The sequence below is a fragment of the Mycobacterium fragae genome (assembly GCF_002102185.1).
Lineage (GTDB): Bacteria > Actinomycetota > Actinomycetes > Mycobacteriales > Mycobacteriaceae > Mycobacterium > Mycobacterium fragae.
Genome location: NZ_LQOW01000031.1, coordinates 379,878 through 398,331, shown reverse-complemented (window position 1 = coordinate 398,331; position 18,454 = coordinate 379,878). Strand labels below are relative to the sequence as shown.

General features: G+C 66.2%; 20 protein-coding genes and 1 tRNA gene. 15 read left to right on the top strand and 6 right to left on the bottom strand.

Translation table 11 applies throughout. The features are described 5' to 3' along the window. The first annotated feature begins 43 nt into the window (after positions 1–43). Genes AWC06_RS20230 through AWC06_RS20220 form a run of 3 tightly spaced genes read left to right on the top strand, consistent with a single transcriptional unit; the run spans position 44 to position 2,005 of the window. On the top strand, positions 44–703 hold the full coding sequence (locus AWC06_RS20230; RefSeq protein ID WP_085199758.1) for an HAD-IA family hydrolase: 660 nt from the start codon (positions 44–46) through the stop codon (positions 701–703). Beyond that, positions 696–1,190, top strand: coding sequence for a low molecular weight protein-tyrosine-phosphatase (locus tag AWC06_RS20225; RefSeq protein ID WP_085199757.1), 495 nt, complete (start codon positions 696–698; stop codon positions 1,188–1,190). Before AWC06_RS20230 ends, AWC06_RS20225 begins: the two co-directional genes overlap by 8 nt. After that, a complete protein-coding gene (locus tag AWC06_RS20220; protein ID WP_085199756.1) occupies positions 1,190–2,005 on the top strand; it encodes an SURF1 family cytochrome oxidase biogenesis protein in 816 nt (271 codons plus the stop codon). Before AWC06_RS20225 ends, AWC06_RS20220 begins: the two co-directional genes overlap by 1 nt. On the opposite strand, the gene AWC06_RS20215 is transcribed toward AWC06_RS20220, so the two are convergent. Beyond that, complete coding sequence (locus AWC06_RS20215; RefSeq protein ID WP_085200076.1) at positions 1,932–2,885, bottom strand: cobalamin biosynthesis protein; 954 nt, start codon at positions 2,883–2,885, stop codon at positions 1,932–1,934. The two genes, AWC06_RS20220 and AWC06_RS20215, sit on opposite strands and share 74 nt — an antisense overlap. 47 nt (positions 2,886–2,932) lie before the next feature. Between AWC06_RS20215 and AWC06_RS20210 the strand changes: the two genes are divergently transcribed. Further along, positions 2,933–3,748, top strand: a complete 816-nt coding sequence (locus AWC06_RS20210; RefSeq protein ID WP_085199755.1) for an oxygenase MpaB family protein — start codon at positions 2,933–2,935, stop codon at positions 3,746–3,748. Positions 3,749–3,751: 3 nt separating this feature from the next. Here AWC06_RS20210 and AWC06_RS23355 read toward each other — a convergent pair whose 3' ends face one another. Then, the gene (locus AWC06_RS23355) at positions 3,752–3,895 is read right to left on the bottom strand and encodes a hypothetical protein (RefSeq protein ID WP_169715387.1); all 144 of its coding nucleotides are present in this window, start codon (positions 3,893–3,895) and stop codon (positions 3,752–3,754) included. Between the two features lie 129 nt (positions 3,896–4,024). On the opposite strand from AWC06_RS23355, the gene AWC06_RS20205 reads away from it, so the two are divergent. The 4 genes from AWC06_RS20205 (at position 4,025) to AWC06_RS20190 (ending at position 7,053) form a co-directional block, all read left to right on the top strand. Next, complete coding sequence (locus AWC06_RS20205; protein WP_085199754.1) at positions 4,025–4,420, top strand: VOC family protein; 396 nt, start codon at positions 4,025–4,027, stop codon at positions 4,418–4,420. A 67-nt stretch (positions 4,421–4,487) separates the two neighbouring features. Then, complete coding sequence (locus tag AWC06_RS20200; RefSeq protein WP_085200075.1) at positions 4,488–5,141, top strand: cutinase family protein; 654 nt, start codon at positions 4,488–4,490, stop codon at positions 5,139–5,141. Between the two features lie 91 nt (positions 5,142–5,232). Then, positions 5,233–5,478 (top strand): hypothetical protein, encoded by a 246-nt coding sequence (locus AWC06_RS23150; RefSeq protein ID WP_139820148.1) that lies wholly within the window; start codon positions 5,233–5,235, stop codon positions 5,476–5,478. A gap of 1,314 nt (positions 5,479–6,792) precedes the next feature. Continuing rightward, on the top strand, positions 6,793–7,053 hold the full coding sequence (locus AWC06_RS20190) for a hypothetical protein (protein WP_085199752.1): 261 nt from the start codon (positions 6,793–6,795) through the stop codon (positions 7,051–7,053). Positions 7,054–7,063: 10 nt separating this feature from the next. Here AWC06_RS20190 and AWC06_RS20185 read toward each other — a convergent pair. From AWC06_RS20185 to AWC06_RS20170, 4 genes are all read right to left on the bottom strand, one after another. Further along, positions 7,064–7,138: transfer RNA gene (locus tag AWC06_RS20185), tRNA-Val, on the bottom strand. 73 nt (positions 7,139–7,211) lie between these two features. After that, on the bottom strand, positions 7,212–7,682 hold the full coding sequence (locus AWC06_RS20180) for a peroxiredoxin (protein ID WP_085199751.1): 471 nt from the start codon (positions 7,680–7,682) through the stop codon (positions 7,212–7,214). Next, positions 7,682–8,104, bottom strand: a complete 423-nt coding sequence (locus tag AWC06_RS20175) for a DUF3052 domain-containing protein (RefSeq protein WP_085199750.1) — start codon at positions 8,102–8,104, stop codon at positions 7,682–7,684. Before AWC06_RS20175 ends, AWC06_RS20180 begins: the two co-directional genes overlap by 1 nt. A gap of 85 nt (positions 8,105–8,189) precedes the next feature. Beyond that, the gene (locus AWC06_RS20170; protein WP_139820147.1) at positions 8,190–8,759 is read right to left on the bottom strand and encodes a hypothetical protein; all 570 of its coding nucleotides are present in this window, start codon (positions 8,757–8,759) and stop codon (positions 8,190–8,192) included. A gap of 89 nt (positions 8,760–8,848) precedes the next feature. On the opposite strand from AWC06_RS20170, the gene aceE reads away from it, so the two are divergent. The 7 genes from aceE (at position 8,849) to AWC06_RS20135 (ending at position 18,444) form a co-directional block, all read left to right on the top strand. Beyond that, entirely contained in the window at positions 8,849–11,641 is a 2,793-nt protein-coding gene (gene aceE / locus AWC06_RS20165) for a pyruvate dehydrogenase (acetyl-transferring), homodimeric type (protein WP_085199748.1), read from the top strand. A gap of 49 nt (positions 11,642–11,690) precedes the next feature. Next, positions 11,691–13,013, top strand: a complete 1,323-nt coding sequence (locus AWC06_RS20160; RefSeq protein ID WP_085199747.1) for a PucR family transcriptional regulator — start codon at positions 11,691–11,693, stop codon at positions 13,011–13,013. A gap of 128 nt (positions 13,014–13,141) precedes the next feature. Next, positions 13,142–14,050 (top strand): ACP S-malonyltransferase, encoded by a 909-nt coding sequence (locus tag AWC06_RS20155; protein ID WP_085199746.1) that lies wholly within the window; start codon positions 13,142–13,144, stop codon positions 14,048–14,050. A 70-nt stretch (positions 14,051–14,120) separates the two neighbouring features. Then, positions 14,121–14,468 (top strand): meromycolate extension acyl carrier protein AcpM, encoded by a 348-nt coding sequence (gene acpM, locus AWC06_RS20150; RefSeq protein WP_085199745.1) that lies wholly within the window; start codon positions 14,121–14,123, stop codon positions 14,466–14,468. Further along, positions 14,465–15,715: a 3-oxoacyl-ACP synthase KasA gene (gene kasA / locus AWC06_RS20145; protein WP_085199744.1), complete on the top strand. Its 1,251-nt coding sequence runs from the start codon at positions 14,465–14,467 to the stop codon at positions 15,713–15,715. Before acpM ends, kasA begins: the two co-directional genes overlap by 4 nt. A gap of 26 nt (positions 15,716–15,741) precedes the next feature. After that, positions 15,742–17,010, top strand: coding sequence for a 3-oxoacyl-ACP synthase KasB (gene kasB / locus AWC06_RS20140; protein WP_085199743.1), 1,269 nt, complete (start codon positions 15,742–15,744; stop codon positions 17,008–17,010). 12 nt (positions 17,011–17,022) lie between these two features. Then, positions 17,023–18,444 carry an acyl-CoA carboxylase subunit beta gene (locus AWC06_RS20135; protein WP_085199742.1) on the top strand — a complete coding sequence of 474 codons (1,422 nt, stop codon included), beginning with the start codon at positions 17,023–17,025 and terminating at the stop codon, positions 18,442–18,444. Positions 18,445–18,454: the final 10 nt, after the last annotated feature.

Genomic DNA, 18,454 nt, shown 5'->3' with positions numbered 1-18,454 from the left:
CCTCGCCGGCAGAGCAGGTCGGCGCGTCGGAGACAATGTGAGCGTGACAGTCACGATCACGGCCGGTCCCCCGCAGTTGGTCATTTTCGACCTCGACGGCACCCTGACCGATTCCGCGCACGGCATTGTGTCCAGCTTTCGCCACGCGCTCAGCCAGGTGGGTGCCGCCGTCCCCGAGGGCGACCTGGCCGGCCGGATCGTCGGCCCACCGATGCACCACACGCTGGCCGCGATGGGGCTCGGCGAGCACACCGAGGCCGCGATCGCGGCCTACCGCGCCGACTACAGCACCCGCGGTTGGGCCATGAACAGCCTCTTCGAGGGAATCGAGCCGTTGCTGGCCGACCTGCGGGCGGCGGGCGTCCGGCTGGCCGTGGCCACCTCCAAGGCCGAGCCGACCGCACGGCGCATCCTGGCCCATTTCGGTGTCGACGACTATTTCGAAGTGGTGGCCGGCGCCAGCGTCGACGGCGCCCGCAGCAGCAAGACCGACGTGCTGGCCCACGCGTTGGCACAGCTGCAGCCCCTGCCGGAGCGCGTGCTCATGGTCGGCGACCGCGTCCACGACGTCGAGGGAGCGGCCGCGCACGGCATCGACGCCGTGGTGGTCGGTTGGGGCTACGGCCGCGACGACTTCGCCGGACATAACGGCTTCAAGCATGTCGCCACGGTCGCGGAGCTGCGGAGGGCGCTAGGTGTCTGACCCCAGGCTGCACATCACCTTCGTGTGCACCGGCAACATCTGCCGGTCGCCGATGGCCGAGAAGATGTTCGCCCATCAGATCAGCCAACGCGGACTGCACGACGTGGTCCGAGTGACCAGCGCGGGAACCGCCGGGTGGCACATCGGGAAGACCGCCGACGAACGGGCCAACCGGGTGCTGCGCGCGCACGGCTACCCCACCGACCACTCGGCCGCGCAGGTCGACATCGACCACCTGGAAGCCGACCTGGTGGTGGCGCTGGCCCGCAACCATGTCTGGCTCCTTCGCCAACTGGGAGTTGACGCCGACCGCATTCGGATGCTGCGTTCCTTCGACCCCCGCTCCGGCGCCTATGCTCTCGACGTCGACGACCCCTATTACGGCGACCACGACGATTTCGAGGCGGTGTTCACCGCCATCGAGGCCGCGTTGCCGGGCCTGCACGACTGGGTCGACGAGCGGCTCGCGGAGAACGGGCAACGCTGATGCGCCGGTTGGCGTTCCTGCTGCGGCCGGGCTGGCTGGCGCTGGCCGTGGTGGTTATCGCGTTCACCTACTTGTGTTTCAGCGTGCTCGCACCCTGGCAGCTGGGCAAGAACACCAAGACCTCGCGAGAGAACAAACAGATCGAGCAAGCTCTGACGACCGACCCCGTTCCGCTGAGAACCCTGTTGCCCCAGCAGGATTCGTCGGCGCCTGACGCGCAGTGGCGGAGGGTTACCGCGACGGGGCACTACCTGGCCGACAAACAGCTGCTGGCGCGGTTGCGGGTGGCCGGTGGGGAGCCGGCGTTCGAGGTGCTGGTGCCGTTCGCCGTCGATGGCGGACCGACGGTCCTGGTCGACCGGGGATACGTGCGGCCCGAGCAGGGTTTGCGGGTCCCGCCCATCCCCCGGCCGCCCAGCGGCACGGTCTCCATCACTGCGCGGCTACGCGATTCGGAGCAGCCGGTGGCGGGCAAGGAGCCGTTCACCAGCGACGGTGTGCGGCAGGTGTATTCGATCGACATCGACCAGATCGCCAGGCTGACCGGGGTGCCGTTGGCCGGGTCGTATCTACAACTGGTCGACAATCAACCCGGCGGGCTCGGCGTCATCGGGGTGCCCCACCTGGATGCGGGACCGTTTCTGTCGTATGGCATCCAATGGATCACCTTCGGCATCGCCGCGCCGATCCTGCTTGGCTACTTCGTGTACTCCGAGATCCGGGCCCGCCGTGCGGAAAAGGTCAAACCCGCCGACACCGGTGCGCCGCAGACCGTCGACGAGAAACTGAGCGACCGCTACGGCCGACGCCGATAACGAGCACGCCGGCGGCGGCCTGCACAACCCGGGATAGCCGCACCGCACGGCGCAAGTCGGCCACCGTCGGCGCCGGCCCGTCGCCGAGGGCGGGCCGTATCTGCAGTTCATAGCGGTACGCAGTGGGTCCGCCCAACCGCACGCCCAGCGCCCCGGCGAATGCCGCCTCGACGACGCCGGCATTGGGGCTGGGATGCCGCCCGGCGTCCCGGCGCCAGACGCGCAACGCATCCGACGGCGATCCGCCGACGACCGGCGCACACACCACCACCAGCGCAGCGGTCACCCGCGCCGCGGCATAGTTGACCGCATCATCCAAACGTGCGGCAGCCCAACCGAATCGGTGATAGCGCGGTGAACGGTGACCGATCATCGAATCCAACGTGTTGACAGCGCGGTACCCCAGCACCGCGGGCGCACCGCCCACCGCAGCCCACAGCAGCGGCGCCACATGTGCGTCGGAGGTGTTCTCGGCGACCGATTCCAATGCCGCGCGAGTCAGTCCCGCAGCGTCGAGCTGCTCAGGGTCGCGGCCGCACAGCGATGGCAACAATCGGCGGGCGGCCTCGACGTCATCGCGGTCGAGCAGCTCAGACATCGCCAGCCCGGTGCGCGCCAACGATGTCCCACCCAACGACATCCAGGTCGCCGCGGCCACCGCGCAAAGCCGCCCGGTGAACCGCTGCAGTACCGCGCCCAACAGGATTGCCGCGCCGACTAGGAGACCCGAATGAAGCGCGCCGGCGACCCGGGAATCGCGGTAGCTGAACCGCTCCAACGCCGAAGCCGCAGCACCGAATCCTGCTACCGGATGAGCACGCTGCGGGTCGCCGAGCACAAGGTCGGCCAGATAGCCGGCAAGCACCCCGACGAGCCGCATCGTCCCAAACACCTCGGCAGCGTCTCACACATGGTTCACTCGATTGCATGAAGCGATCCGCCACCCGGCTCGCCGACCTGCTTAACCCCGCCGCGGTATTGCTACCCGCCGCCAACGTGATCATGCAGTTGTCGTTGCCGGGTGTCGGATACGGCGTGCTGGAAAGTCCGGTCGACAGCGGCAACGTCTACAAGCACCCGTTCAAACGGGCCCGGACCACCGGCACCTACTTGGCCGTCGCGACGATCGGGACGCAGGAAGACCGCGAGCTGATCCGCGCCGCCGTCGACACCGCGCATCGCCAGGTGCGCTCGACGTCGTCGAGCCCGGTATCCTACAACGCCCTCGATCCCCGGCTCCAGCTGTGGGTGGCCGCCTGCCTGTACCGCTATTTCGTCGACCAGCACGAGTTCTTGCACGGCCCCCTCGACGACGCCTCCGCCGACGCGGTGTATCGGGACGCCAAGCGGCTGGGCACCACGCTGCAGGTGCGCGACGACATGTGGCCGCCGGACAGGGTGGCGTTCGACGAGTACTGGAAGCGCTCGCTCGACGACCTGCGCATCGACCCTCCGGTGCGCGAGCACCTTCGGGGGGTGGCGACGGTGGCGTTCCTGCCGCGGCCGCTGAGCGCACTGGTCGGACCGTTCAACCTCTTCGCGACGACGGGCTTTCTCGCGCCCGAGTTCCGGGCAATGATGCAGCTGGACTGGTCCGAATCCCAGCAACGCCGCTTCGAGTGGCTACTGGCCGCGCTGCGGCTAGCCGATCGGCTGATCCCCCACCAGGCGTGGATTCTCGGTTACCGACTTTACTTGTGGGACATGCGATCCCGTGCGCGCCGTGGCAAACGGATCGTGTGACGGCTACCCGACTACGGCGAACACCGCCAACGCGACGATGCACAGCAGCGCCGCCCAAAACCAGGGCTGTAGAAAGACGCGCTCGCGGGTCTCATCCTTCTTTTGCGGAAGCGCAGTCGAACGTTCGGGAGTCAATTGCGAAGTCATACTAACTATCGTTACCGGAAGTCTCGGCGCCGGTAAATGTGTTACTCGCCTCATCAACCCGCGGTTGCGAAGTAGATCACATTTCGGGCGCCAGGCCGGCGGTCGAATCCTTCAGAAGGGAGCAGATCGATGGCTTTCCCGGCACTCAACCATGTCGCGATAACAGTGCGGGACATGAAGGTCAGCGGACCGTGGTACCGCACGCTGATCGGCGCCGACCCGGTACTCGACGAGCACACCGACGCCGGATTTCGGCATCTGGTCTGGATGCTCGACGGCGGCACGTTGTTCGGCATCCACCAGCACGAGCGTTCGGCGCCCGATGAGCGATTCAGCGAGTTCCGGGTGGGCCTGGATCATGTCGGGTTCGGCTGCGCCACCCGCGCCGAGCTGGAGAAGTGGATAACCCGACTCAACGAGCTCGGCGTGCACCACGGTGGGATCGTGGACGCGCCCTACGGCTCGGGGTTGAGTTTCCGCGACCCGGACGGCATTGCGCTCGAGTTCTTCGCGCCGCCGGGATGACCGTCCCGCCTGGATATGTGAGCATTAAGGGGTGCACGCGCGGCGAATCGCGCATTTTCTGGCTGCCATGGCGGTGACCACCTCGGTGGCGCTGCTGAGCGCGCCGCTCAACGCAGCTCCCGCGTCCGCTGCCGCCTGCCCCGATGTCGAGGTGACGTTTGCTCGCGCTACCACCGAGCCACCCGGCGTTGGCGGGGTCGGACAGGAGTTTGTCGATTCGCTGCGCTCACAAGTCGGCGGCAAGTCGGTCGGCGTCTATCCGGTCAACTACCCCGCCACGGAGGATTTCGTGCCGTCCGTTAACGCAGGCACCAGTGATGCGAGCGCTCACGTCCAGTCCATGATCGCGAATTGCCCCCAAACCAAAATCGTGCTCGGTGGATATTCCCAAGGCGCGCTGGTGATCGATCAGATCACGATCGCCCAATTCCCGATCGCGGGCTTTGTCCCTGCGACCCTATCGGCGGACCAGGCCGATCATGTTGCTGCGCTCGCCCTCTTCGGGAATCCATCGGACAGATACCTGGGGGCGCCGGTAAGCACGGTCAGCCCGTGGTACGGGGCCAAGGCCATTGATCTGTGCGCGCCCGGTGATCCGATTTGCTCCCCGGGGCCTCTGGCACCGCCATCCCATGACGAGATGTTCTCCGCGGCACACCTTTCCTATCAGCATTCCGGGATGCCCGCTCAGGCTGCGACTTTCACCGCCGGCCGTCTTTAGTGATTAAACCCGCCCGGGTGTCGGCGATCGTCCTTACCATCTCTGCAATCGAGGGAGGACGACGAGACCCCGCATCGGAGGTGATGCCACCATGAGTCGTCGCTCACGACGCTTGTTTGCGCTCTCGGCATTCGCCGCCGCAGCCGCCACCGGCGCGCTCGTCGGCGCCGGGCCTGCCACGGCCGACCCGGAACCACCGCCGGCTCCGGCACCAGCGCCCGGACCGCCTGGGCTCACGCCCGAGCAGCAATGTGCATGGATCGCATATCGGATGTGGGTGCCCTGCAATTGGGTGATGAACCAACCGCCGCCGCCCGGTACGCCGGGCAGTTTGTAACGGTGGGCGCGGACGGGATCGAACCGCCGACCGCTGATGTGTAAATCTATATCGGCATGTCTAGGGCGTGTCGTCCCGTGTCGTCTTGTTACCCAATATCTCCTGTTGCACAACAGATTTCGTGAATCATCGTCTCGCCTTGTCTCGGCGCGCTATTCCCTTGTCTTGGCCCATTTTCGGCCAGCGGCGGTCGGCTCGTTCAAGCGTTCGAGCCGAACTCAGCCGCCGAGCGCCAACGCCCGTCCCTGCTTGATGGCCGGAACGACAGTGCTGTGCAAGTAGCTGCACTTGAGTGAGTGCCAGTTGCCCCGCGACGGATGCCACAGCGACACCCAGACGAACCGGTTGCCGTCAAGCTCGCACGTCGCGATGTGAGGCGTTTTCCACTCGGTCACACCCAGGTTCGCGCGGAGCGACTTTTCGAGGTCGCCCCCCACCCTGCGATATGACAAGGGTTGGCTGGAGGATGCCGAGGGTTGCGGAACGTCAGTTTGGCGGAATCGAGCACGTCCTTAGTGCGCTGGTCGAGCGTCCGGTGTTGCTTGGGTTCGCCCGTTTCCATCGGCAGAACCACGACGCGATAGGGCTTGCCGTCAGCGGTCAGGTCATAGCACGGGCCGACCATGTGGCTCTGAGCCTCGTAGAAGGCGGCTCCGCGCTGTTCGGCAGACGATCGACACACGGACGCCGACGCGCAGATGAACCCCTCGCCAAAGGTTCCAGACCTTGGCCGACAGGTATGCCTCTAGGCGCGCCTTTCGCTCGTCCGACGCCGCTCGGTCGACGGACAAAGAAGGCACCGAGGCGGTCGCTGATCTGGACATGGCTCGCCCTACTTTATGGCTGTCCCCGCCGACACCGCCCGTAGTTCGTTAATCGCCAATCCGCCGCGTCCTCCAAGCCGGGGGCGGTGGCACCAGGCCTCGCGAGCGTGGCGCGCGACGTCGAGGGGGCCGACGATATGGGCCTAACGACCGTGTATCCGCACGCCGCGACCACGGTAGCCGTCTCCTTTGAACTCTGCTGGTGGTTGGGGTCGTGTTATGGGTAGCGGCTAGCGAAAGGAGGGCGACGATGATATCCGCATTGATTGCTGCGACATTGGTGTTTGCGCCGTTGTCGCCGGCGCCGGGAGATCAGTGTCCGTTGGGGGCGCCGCCTACGACGGATGGGCAGGGCAAGACGATGGTGTGTGTCCATCACCATGAGTTGAACCATACGAACATTTGGGAATACGCCGTGTGATTGTGGCGTGGCGTACAGGGCACCTTGCTATTGCGCTGATGCCGCAATAGGACAAGCGTTGTATGCACCATGCAAGAAACGGCGGGACCGCCGTCCTACGAGGAACTTTTGGACTGCTTCAAGGCCGTTCTCAACCACGCGCTGCTTGAGGGCCATTTGTCGCCGGCATGCTTGACTTTTGATCTCGCCGTGGTGCAGGCGGTCGGTGACGTTGTGCGTGCTGTACGCGACGGCAGCCTGACTAACGAGCTGGTCAACGAGGCTTGCAGGGCCTTCGCGAAGTACGCCGCAGATCAAGACGTGGCGCCACGGTCAACCACGCTGCGTTAGCCCCTAACACTGGTGGGCGCGGACGGGATCGAACCGCCGACCGCTGGTGTGTAAAACCAGAGCTCTACCACTGAGCTACGCGCCCGTGCGGCGACACGCTACCCGCCCGCACGCGCCGCGGCCAAAACGTGGGAAGCCCGCGGCGAGCGGTGCAGAAGTCAGGCCCGTAACGCCGCCAGCGCATCGGTCCAGAGTCGCTGATCGCGGGCTTCACCGGGCTGTTTCATCTCGGCGAACCGAATCGTCCCAGACCGGTCCACCACGAACGTGCCGCGGTTGGAGAAGCCGGTGTCATCGTTGAACACCCCGTAGGCCTGACTTACCGCGCCATGAGGCCAGAAGTCGGAGAGCACCGGGAACAAGAAACCGCTTTCGAGGGCCCACACCTTGTGCGTGGGAGGCGGCCCGACGGAGATGGTCAGCACCGCGCTGTCGTCGTTCTCGAAGTCGGGCAAGTGATCGCGAAGCTGACCGAGCTCGCCCTCGCAGATACCGGTGAAAGCCAGCGGAAAGAACACCAGCAGTACGTTTTTGGCGTCCTTACCAGTCCGGTAGTCGCTGAGGGTGACCGGTTGCTGGTTCTGGTCGCGCAGGGTGAAGTCGGGAGCGGCGTCGCCCACACCCAACATCAGCGGCGCCCGGCCCGCGACTTCGGCTGCACCAACCTGCTGGCGCTCCAGTCACCAAGATTCACCGACGACGTCGGCATCAGTCCGGCGGTGGGCGCCGACTCCGCGATCTCGGCAGGCAGCACGTGACCGGGCCGGCCGGTCTTGGGCGTCAGCACCCAGATCACACCGTCATCGGCCAGCGGCGTGATCGCGTCCATCAAGGTGTCGACCAGGTCGCCGTCGCCATCACGCCACCACAGCAATACGACGTCGACGACCTCGTCGGTGTCTTCGTCGAGCAACTCACCACCGCAGGCGTCCTCCACGTCGGCGCGGATATCGTCGTCGGTGTCCTCGTCCCAACCCCACTCCTGGACAACCTGCCCTCGTTGGATGCCCAACTTGCGGGCGTAGCTCGGGGCGTCATCCGCCGCCACCACCGTGGGACCTCCTGTCGGTTTCAAACCTGCCGTGCGATGGCCCTTATCGTCGCACAGCAGGCAGCGTTGCACATCCGGCAACTCACTAGGAGGCCAGGCAGAGTTTCACCGCTTTGCTCTTGGTGTCGTTGAGCTGATTGACGCGCCGGTTGAACTCTCCCGAGCCCGCGTGGGTGCTTATCGCATTCGCCACGTCGCGGGCCGCGTCGCCGTAGGCATTGAGGGCCTCGCGCAGCTCCTGCGACAGCGGGTTACCGCTATTGCGGCCGACGACGTCGGCGCTGTGGTTCAGCGCGTCGATGGCCGGGCCTTCGCTGGGCCCGGTATCGCGGCCCTGGTTGTACGCCGCGACAAACTCATTCACCCTGTCGATTGCGTCCTTGCTGCTGCTGGCAAAGGACTCACACGCGCGGACCACGGCCTGCGCGGTCAGTGACACCTGGCGCTGCGACTCCCGGATGCTTGACGTCGCTGACGACGCCGAGATCGAGGCAGACACCGACGCCCGGTAGGCCGGGGCTATCGCGGTGTCAGCGGTCGGCGTCCCCTGCGTGATGCTGGTACAGCCGAGGACGGCCATCGCAACCATCGCAAGGCAGCCGACGACCCGTGCGGCTATTCGCAGTCGCCGTGTGGAACGCCATCCGATCAGCACAGTCCGTGACGTTACCGGTTCAGACCGGCACTACGCGGCGGGGCCTCGCATGCGGCACGATAGGGGGTATATAGCAGAGGAGTAGCGAGTTGACTACCGAGTTCGTACGCCACGATCTGGCGAAAAACTCAACCGGCCCAAGCGAACCCGATCGAGTGCGGGTGATCCGGGAAGGCGTGGCGTCCTACCTGCCCGACATCGACCCGGAGGAGACCTCCGAGTGGCTGGAATCCTTCGACGAGCTGCTGGAGCGCTCGGGGTCCTCGCGGGCGCGTTACCTGATGTTGCGGCTGCTGGAACGCGCGGGCGAACAGCGGGTGGCCATCCCCGCGCTGACGTCGACGGACTACGTCAACACCATCCCCACCGAACTCGAGCCGTGGTTCCCCGGCGACGAGGACGTTGAGCGCCGCTACCGGGCATGGATCCGGTGGAACGCGGCCGTCATGGTGCACCGCGCGCAGCGCCCGGGCGTGAATGTGGGCGGCCACATTTCGACGTATGCCTCGTCGGCGGCGCTCTATGAGGTCGGGTTCAACCATTTCTTCCGCGGCAAGTCCCATCCCGGCGGCGGTGACCAGGTATTCATCCAGGGCCACGCCTCCCCCGGCATCTATGCGCGGGCCTTCCTCGAAGGCCGGCTCACGGCCGAACAGCTCGACGGCTTCCGCCAGGAGCACAGTCATCCCGGTGGCGGGCTCCCGTCCTACCCGCACCCGCGGCTGATGCCCGACTTTTGGGAATTCCCCACCGTCTCGATGGGGTTGGGCCCGATGAACGCCATCTACCAGGCCCGGTTCAACCACTATCTGCGCGACCGGGGCATCAAGGACACCTCCGACCAGCATGTGTGGTGCTTTCTGGGCGACGGCGAAATGGATGAGCCCGAAAGCCGGGGACTGTTGCACGTCGGCGCGCTAGAGGGCCTGGACAACCTGACCTTCGTCATCAACTGCAACCTGCAGCGCCTCGACGGCCCGGTGCGCGGCAACGGCAAGATCATTCAGGAACTGGAGTCGTTCTTCCGGGGCGCCGGGTGGAACGTCATCAAGGTGATCTGGGGACGCGAATGGGATGCCTTGCTGCAGGCCGACCGGGACGGCGCGCTCGTCAACCTGATGAACGTCACACCCGATGGCGACTACCAGACCTACAAGGCCAACGACGGCGGCTACGTGCGCGACCACTTCTTCGGCCGCGATCCGCGCACCAAAGCACTGGTGGAGAACCTGACGGATCAAGAGATTTGGAACCTCAAGCGCGGCGGTCACGACTACCGCAAGGTCTACGCCGCTTACCGTGCGGCGATGGAGCACAAGGGCCAGCCGACCGTGATCCTGGCAAAAACCATCAAGGGCTATGCACTCGGTAAGCACTTCGAGGGCCGCAATGCGACCCACCAGATGAAAAAGCTGACGCTGGAAGACCTCAAGGAGTTCCGGGACACCCAGCGGATTGCCATTTCCGACGCGCAGTTGGAGGAAAACCCTTACCTGCCACCGTATTACCACCCGGGCCCCGACGCCCCGGAGATCCGCTACCTGCTCGACAGACGCCGCACACTCGGCGGCTTCGTCCCGGAGCGCCGAACCAAGTCCAAGGCGCTGACACTGCCGGGCCGCGACACCTACGCATCGTTGAAGAAGGGATCGGGCCACCAGGAGGTCGCGACCACCATGGCGACCGTGCGCACCTTCAAAGAAGTGTTGCGGGACAAAGAAATCGGCCCTCGGATCGTGCCGATCATTCCCGACGAGGCGCGGACGTTCGGGATGGACTCCTGGTTCCCGTCGCTGAAGATCTACAACCCGAACGGCCAGCTCTACACCTCAGTCGACGCCGATCTGATGTTGGCGTACAAGGAAAGTGAAGCCGGGCAGATACTGCACGAGGGCATCAACGAAGCCGGCTCGGTGGCCTGCTTCACCGCGGCCGGCACCTCGTATGCCACCCACAACGAGCCGACGATCCCGATCTACATCTTCTATTCGATGTTCGGGTTCCAACGAACCGGCGACAGCTTGTGGGCGGCCGGCGACCAGATGGCCCGCGGGTTCCTGCTCGGTGCCACCGCCGGGCGCACAACGCTGACCGGCGAGGGCCTGCAACACGCCGACGGCCACTCATTGCTGCTGGCCGCCACCAATCCAGCGGTGGTGTCCTATGACCCGGCGTTCGCCTACGAGATCGCCTACATCGTCGAAAGCGGGCTGGCCCGGATGTTCGGCGAGAATCCGGAGAACGTCTTCTTCTACATCACCGTCTACAACGAACCGTATGTGCAGCCGCCGGAGCCGGAGAATTTCGATCCCGAAGGCCTGCTGCGAGGCATCTACCGCTACCGGGCGGCCACCGACGGTCGTGCCAACACCGCCCAGATCCTTGCCTCCGGGGTGGCAATGCCCTCGGCCCTGGCCGCCGCCGAGATGCTGGCAGCGGAATGGGATGTCGCCGCCGATGTGTGGTCGGTCACCAGTTGGAGCGAGCTGAACCGCGACGGCATTGCGATTGAGAAGGAAAGGCTGCGCCACCCTGACCGCCCCGCAGGGGCGGCCTACGTGACCCAAGCCCTGTCCGACAGCCCAGGTCCCGTCATCGCCGTGTCGGACTGGATGCGCGCGGTTCCAGAGCAGATCCGGCCCTGGGTCCCGGGCACCTACGTCACGCTGGGCACTGACGGGTTCGGCTTTTCCGATACCCGTCCCGCCGCCCGCCGCTACTTCAACACCGACGCAGAATCGCAGGTCGTGGCGGTGCTGGAGGCGCTGGCACGTGACGGCGCCATCGACCCGTCCGTGCCGGTCGCCGCGGCGCGGCAGTACAAGATCGACGACGTGCAGGCCGCACCGGCGCAGACCTCGGACCCCGGTCCTGGGGCGTAACCAGCCTCACTTGGCGGAATCTGCCAGAAAAACCGGGTAGCTTTTAGAGATGGTCGACAATGAGTTCCCGCTACCCCGGTCGACGCTCGAGCTGCTCGACAAGGTTCCCGAATCGCTGCTGCGGCGGCTGAAACAGTACTCGGGCCGGCTGGCCACCCAGGCTGTCACCGCCATGCAGGACCGTCTGCCGTTCTTCGCAGAACTGGAGGCGTCGCAGCGCGCCAGCGTGGCGCTGGTGGTCCAAACCGCCGTCGTGAACTTCGTCGAGTGGATGCAAGACCCGCGCAGCAACGTCAGCTACACCGCGCGCGCGTTCGAGTTGGTGCCGCAAGAAATGACCCGACGGATCGCGTTGCGCCACTCGGTGGACATGGTCCGCGCCACGATGGAGTTCTTCGAAGAAGTGGTGCCCATGCTGGCGCGCGACGACGAGCAGCTGACCGCGTTGACCGTCGGGATCCTCAAATACAGTCGCGACCTGGCCTTCACCGCCGCCACGGCCTACGCCGACGCGGCCGAAGCGCGCGGCACCTGGGATAGCCGAATGGAAGCCAGCGTGGTGGACGCGGTGGTGCGCGGCGACACCGGTCCGGAGCTGTTGTCCAGGGCGGCCGCGCTGAACTGGGACACCACCGCCCCGGCGACGGTGGTGGTGGGCACTCCGGCGCCCGACCGGACTGCCCGGGACGGCGAGGAGGCCAGCCGGAAAGCCAGCCAGGACGTGCGGGACATCGCCGCGCGCCACAACCGTGCCGCGCTGACCGACGTGCACGGCACCTGGCTGGTGGCCATCGTGTCCGGCCACTTGGCGCCGACCGACAAGGTCCTTGGTGAACTGCTGGAGGCATTCTCCGACGGCCCGGTCGTGATCGGGCCGACCGCGCCGATGCTGACCGCGGCCTACCACAGCGCCAGCGAGGCCATCTCCGGGATGAACGCCGTCGCCGGCTGGAGCGGAGCGCCGCGGCCGGTGCTGGCGCGCGAGCTGCTGCCTGAACGCGCCCTGATGGGCGACGCGTCGGCCATCGCCGCGCTGCACACCGACGTGATGCGGCCGCTGGCGGACGCCGGGCCCACCCTCACCGAGACGCTGGACGCCTACCTCGATTGTGGCGGCGCGATCGAAGCGTGCGCCCGCAAGTTGTTCGTTCATCCAAACACGGTGCGCTACCGCCTTCGCCGCATCGCCGATTTCACCGGCCGCGATCCGACTCAGCCGCGAGACGCCTACGTCCTACGGGTGGCGGCCACAGTGGGCCACCTTGCATACCAGGCCCAGCACGCCAACGTGGCGGATAACACTGTGACACCGGTCACGCCGCGGGTGGCAAAAGACCTAGTCGCGCCGTCTACCAGCGACCGCGTCGTCTGACAGGTTGCGGCGCGATATCGAACACGTCGCATCGCGTGCCGTTTTGTAGAGTTTCCACAAAAACCTAAGACAAGGTTCATAATCTGTTACACCCCGCAAAAGGGTCTTCACAGTGTTCTCTTAAACACGTGATTGCGTTGCTTGCCCCCGGACAGGGATCGCAGACCCCCGGAATGCTGTCGTCGTGGCTGGAGTTGCCCGGCGCCACGGAGCAGATTGCCGCATGGTCGACAGCCAGTGGCCTGGACCTCGCTCAGCTTGGTACCACCGCCTCCGCCGAGCAGATCACCGACACCGCCGTCACCCAACCCCTGGTGGTGGCCGCCACCCTGCTGGCCCACCAGGAGCTGACCCGGCGCGGATTGCTCAGCGGGACCGACCTCATCGTGGCCGGTCACTCCGTCGGCGAGATCGCTGCCTACGCCATTGCCGGGGTCATCTCCGCAGATGAGGCCGTTTCGCTGGCCGCCACCCGCGGTACGGAGATGGCTAAGGCCTGCGCAACCGAGCCGACCGGCATGTCCGCCGTTCTCGGCGGTGAAGAGGCTGAGGTGCTGGCCCGTCTCGAGCAGCTCGACCTGGTGCCCGCCAACCGCAATGCCGCCGGCCAGATCGTCGCCGCCGGCCGCCTGAGCGCGCTGGACAAGCTCGCCGAAGACCCGCCCGCCAAGGCGCGGGTGCGTGCGCTGGCCACCGCCGGGGCGTTCCACACCGAGTTCATGGCCTCCGCGCTGGAGGGCTATGCGGCCGCCGCGGCCAAGATCACGCCGGCCGAGCCCAACGCCACGCTGCTCTCCAACCGCGACGGAAAGCCGGTATCGTCGGCAACCGACGCGATGGAGAAGCTTGTCGCGCAGCTGACCCGCCCGGTGCGATGGGATTTGTGCACCGAGACCATGCGTCAGCACAATGTCACGGCGACTGTCGAGTTCCCGCCCGCGGGCGCGCTCACCGGCATCGCTAAGCGTGAACTTCGCGGGATCCCGACGATACCGATCAAGTCGCCCGCAGATCTCGACGGGTTAACGGAGTTGTAGACCCCGTCAGTACAACCGCATATCGCACGTTTCATCCAGTAGCACAACACATTACGAAGGGAAGCTCACCGTGCCCGTCACCCAGCAAGAAATCATCGCCGGTCTGGCCGAAATCATCGAAGAGGTCACCGGTATCGAGCCGTCGGAGATCACTCCGGAGAAGTCGTTCGTCGACGACCTGGACATCGACTCGCTGTCGATGGTCGAGATCGCCGTGCAGACCGAGGACAAGTACGGCGTGAAGATCCCCGACGAGGACCTCGCCGGTCTGCGCACCGTCGGTGACGTCGTCGAGTACATCCAGAAGCTCGAGGAAGAGAACCCCGAAGCGGCCCAGGCCATCCGCGCCAAGATCGAGGCGGAGAACCCGGAGGCGGTCGAGGCCGTCCGCGCCAGGATGGAAGCCGACACCAAGTGACCAAACCTTCCACTGCTAACGGCGGTTTCCCCAGCGTTGTGGTAACCGCCGTCACGGCGACGACGTCGATCGCGCCGGACATCGAGAGCACGTGGAAGGGCTTGTTGGCCGGCGAGAGCGGCATCCACGTCCTCGAAGACGAGTTCGTGACTAAGTGGGACCTGCCGGTCAAGATCGGCGGTCACCTCAAGGAGGCCGTCGACGACCACATGGGTCGGCTCGACCTGCGGCGCATGTCGTATGTCCAGCGGATGGCAAAGCTGCTCGGCGGCCAGCTGTGGGAGACCGCAGGGACCCCCGAGGTTGACCCCGACCGGTTCGCCGTCGTCATCGGCACCGGTCTGGGTGGCGCCGAGCGGATTGTCGAAAGCTACGACCTGATGAATGAGGGCGGCCCCCGCAAGGTGTCGCCACTGGCCGTCCAGATGATCATGCCCAACGGCGCTGCGGCGACCGTTGGTCTGCAGCTGGGCGCCCGCGCCGGGGTGATGACCCCCGTGTCGGCGTGTTCGTCGGGTTCGGAGGCCATCGCGCACGCCTGGCGGCAAATCGTCATGGGCGACGCCGACATCGCCGTGTGCGGCGGCGTCGAAGGCGGCATTGAGGCGTTGCCGATTGCGGCGTTCTCGATGATGCGGGCCATGTCGACCCGCAACGACGACCCCGAAGGGGCGTCGCGTCCCTTCGACAAGGACCGCGACGGTTTCGTGTTCGGTGAGGCGGGCGCGCTCATGGTCATCGAGACCGAGGAGCACGCCAAGGCCCGCGGCGCCAAGCCGCTGGCCCGTCTGCTGGGTGCCGGCATCACTTCCGACGCCTTCCACATGGTGGCGCCGGCGCCGGACGGTGTCCGTGCCGGTAAGGCCATGACGCGCGCATTGGAGTTGTCCGGCTTGTCGCCCAAGGACATTGACCACATCAACGCGCACGCCACGGCCACGCCGATCGGCGACACGGCCGAGGCCAACGCCATTCGGGTCGCCGGGTGCGAGCAGGCCGCGGTCTACGCGCCGAAGGGGGCGCTGGGTCACTCCATCGGTGCCGTCGGCGCTTTGGAGTCGGTGCTGACCGTGCTGACGCTGCGCGACGGCGTCATTCCGCCCACGCTGAACTACCACACCCCTGACCCGGAGATCGATCTCGACGTGGTCGCCGGCGAACCCCGTTATGGCGAGTACAAGTACGCCATCAACAACTCGTTCGGGTTCGGCGGGCACAACGTCGCGCTCGCGTTCGGGCGTTATTAAGTAGGAAAGGAACGTTCGTAAAAGGGATGTCAACAACGTCAAAGCTGGCTACGGGGAAGGGTTTCCCCAATGTGGTCGTCACCGGCATTGCCATGACGACTGCACTTGCATCCGATGCGGAGACCACGTGGAAGTTGTTGCTGGACGGGCAAAGTGGGATCCGTAAACTCGACGACCCGTTCGTGGAGGAGTTCGATCTGCCGGTGCGCATCGGCGGACACCTCGTCGAGGAATTCGACAGCCAGCTGAATCGCGTCGAGAACCGCCGGATGGGATATCTGCAGAAGATGGCCACCGTGCTGGGCCGTCGGGTGTGGGACAACGCCGGCTCGCCGGAGGTCGACACCAACCGGTTGGCGGTATCCATCGGCACCGGAATGGGTTCCACCGAAGAGCTGGTGTTCGGCTACGACGACATGCGGGCCCGCGGCATGAGGGCGGTTTCGCCGCTGGCCGTGCAGATGTACATGCCCAACGGTGCGTCCGCGGCGGTCGGGCTGGAGCGCAAGGCCAAGGCCGGGGTGATGACCCCGGTGTCGGCGTGCGCATCCGGCTCGGAGGGTATCGCCCGCGCCTGGCAGCAGATTGTGCTGGGCGAGGCCGATATTGCGGTCTGCGGTGGGGTCGAGACCAAGATCGAAGCGGTGCCGATCGCCGGGTTCGCCCAGATGCGCATCGTGATGTCGACCAACAACGACGACCCGCCGGGCGCCTGCCGTCCGTTCGACAAGGACCGCGACGGCTTCGTGTTCGGTGAAGCCGGCGCGCTGCTGGTCATCGAGACCGAGGAGCATGCCAAGGCCCGCGGCGCCAACATCCTGGCGCGGCTGATGGGGGCCAGCATCACCTCCGACGGCTTCCACATGGTGGCCCCGGATCCCAACGGCGAGCGCGCCGGGCATGCGATGACGCGCGCGATTCAGCTCGCCGACCTCACCCCGGCCGACATCGACCACGTCAACGCCCACGCCACCGGCACCTCGGTCGGTGACCTGGCCGAGGGCAAGGCGATCAACAACGCGCTCGGCCCCGGTGGGGGGAACGCGGTGGTGTATGCACCGAAGTCCGCGCTGGGTCACTCGGTCGGCGCGGTCGGTGCGGTGGAGTCGATCCTGACCGTGCTGTCACTGCGCGACCAGATCGTGCCGCCAACGCTGAACCTGGTCAATCTGGATCCCGAGATCGACTTGGACGTCGTGGCCGGCAAACCGCGACCGGGTGACTACAAGTACGCGATCAACAACTCGTTCGGATTCGGCGGACACAACGTCGCCCTGGCATTCGGCCGGTACTGACAGGAGACTGCGATGACGATCACAGCCCCGGAGGCGATTGGCGAGTCACTCGATCCCCGAGATCCGTTGCTGCGGCTGACCACATTCTTCGACGACAACAGCGTCGAACTGCTGCACGAACGTGACCGCTCCGGGGTGCTGGCCGCCGCCGGCACAGTCAACGGGGTACGAACGATCGCATTCTGCACCGATGGCACCGTCATGGGTGGTGCGATGGGCATCGAGGGCTGCAGCCACATCGTCAACGCCTACGACACCGCGATCGAGGAGCAGAGCCCGATCGTGGGCATCTGGCACTCCGGCGGCGCTCGGCTGGCCGAAGGTGTGCGGGCGCTGCACGCGGTGGGGCTGGTGTTCGAGGCGATGATCCGGGCCTCCGGGTACATCCCGCAGATCTCCGTGGTGGTCGGGTTCGCCGCCGGCGGCGCGGCCTACGGCCCGGCGCTGACCGATGTGGTGGTGATGGCACCGGACAGCCGGGTGTTCGTCACCGGGCCCGACGTGGTCCGCAGCGTCACCGGCGAGGACGTCGACATGGCGTCGCTGGGCGGTCCGGACACCCACCACAAGAAGTCCGGGGTGTGCCACATCGTCGCCGACGACGAGCTCGACGCCTACGAGCGCGGCCGTCGCCTGGTCGGATTGTTCTGCCAGCAAGGGCATTTCGACCGCACCAAGGCCGAGGCCCACGACAGTGACTTACATGCGCTGCTGCCCGATTCGCCGCGACGCGCCTATGACGTGCACCCGATCGTCACCGCGCTGCTCGATGACGATGCGCCGTTCGACGAGTTCCAGGCCAAGTGGGCGCCGTCGATGGTCGTTGGCCTGGGCCGGTTGTCGGGCCGTACGGTCGGTGTGCTGGCCAACAACCCGTTGCGCCTGGGTGGCTGCCTGAACTCCGAAAGCGCCGAGAAGGCAGCGCGTTTCGTGCGGTTGTGCGACGCGTTCGGCATTCCGCTCGTGGTGATCGTCGACGTGCCGGGTTACTTGCCAGGTGTTGACCAGGAGTGGGGCGGTGTGGTGCGACGCGGCGCCAAGCTGCTGCATGCATTCGGCGAGGCCACCGTTCCGCGGGTCACGCTGATCACCCGCAAGATCTACGGCGGGGCCTACATCGCGATGAACTCGCGTTCGCTCAACGCCACCAAGGTTTTTGCTTGGCCGGACGCCGAGGTGGCGGTGATGGGCGCCAAGGCGGCCGTTGGGATTCTGCACAAGAAGAAGTTGGCGGCGGCGCCCGATCACGAGCGTGAGGCGCTGCACGACGAGCTGGCCGCCGAGCACGAGCGGATCGCCGGCGGCGTGGACAGCGCCATCGACATCGGCGTCGTCGACGAGAAAATCGACCCGGCGCACACTCGCAGCAAGCTGACCCAGGCGCTGGCCGAGGCGCCCGCGCGCCGCGGCCGGCACAAGAACATCCCGCTGTAAGCGCGACCAG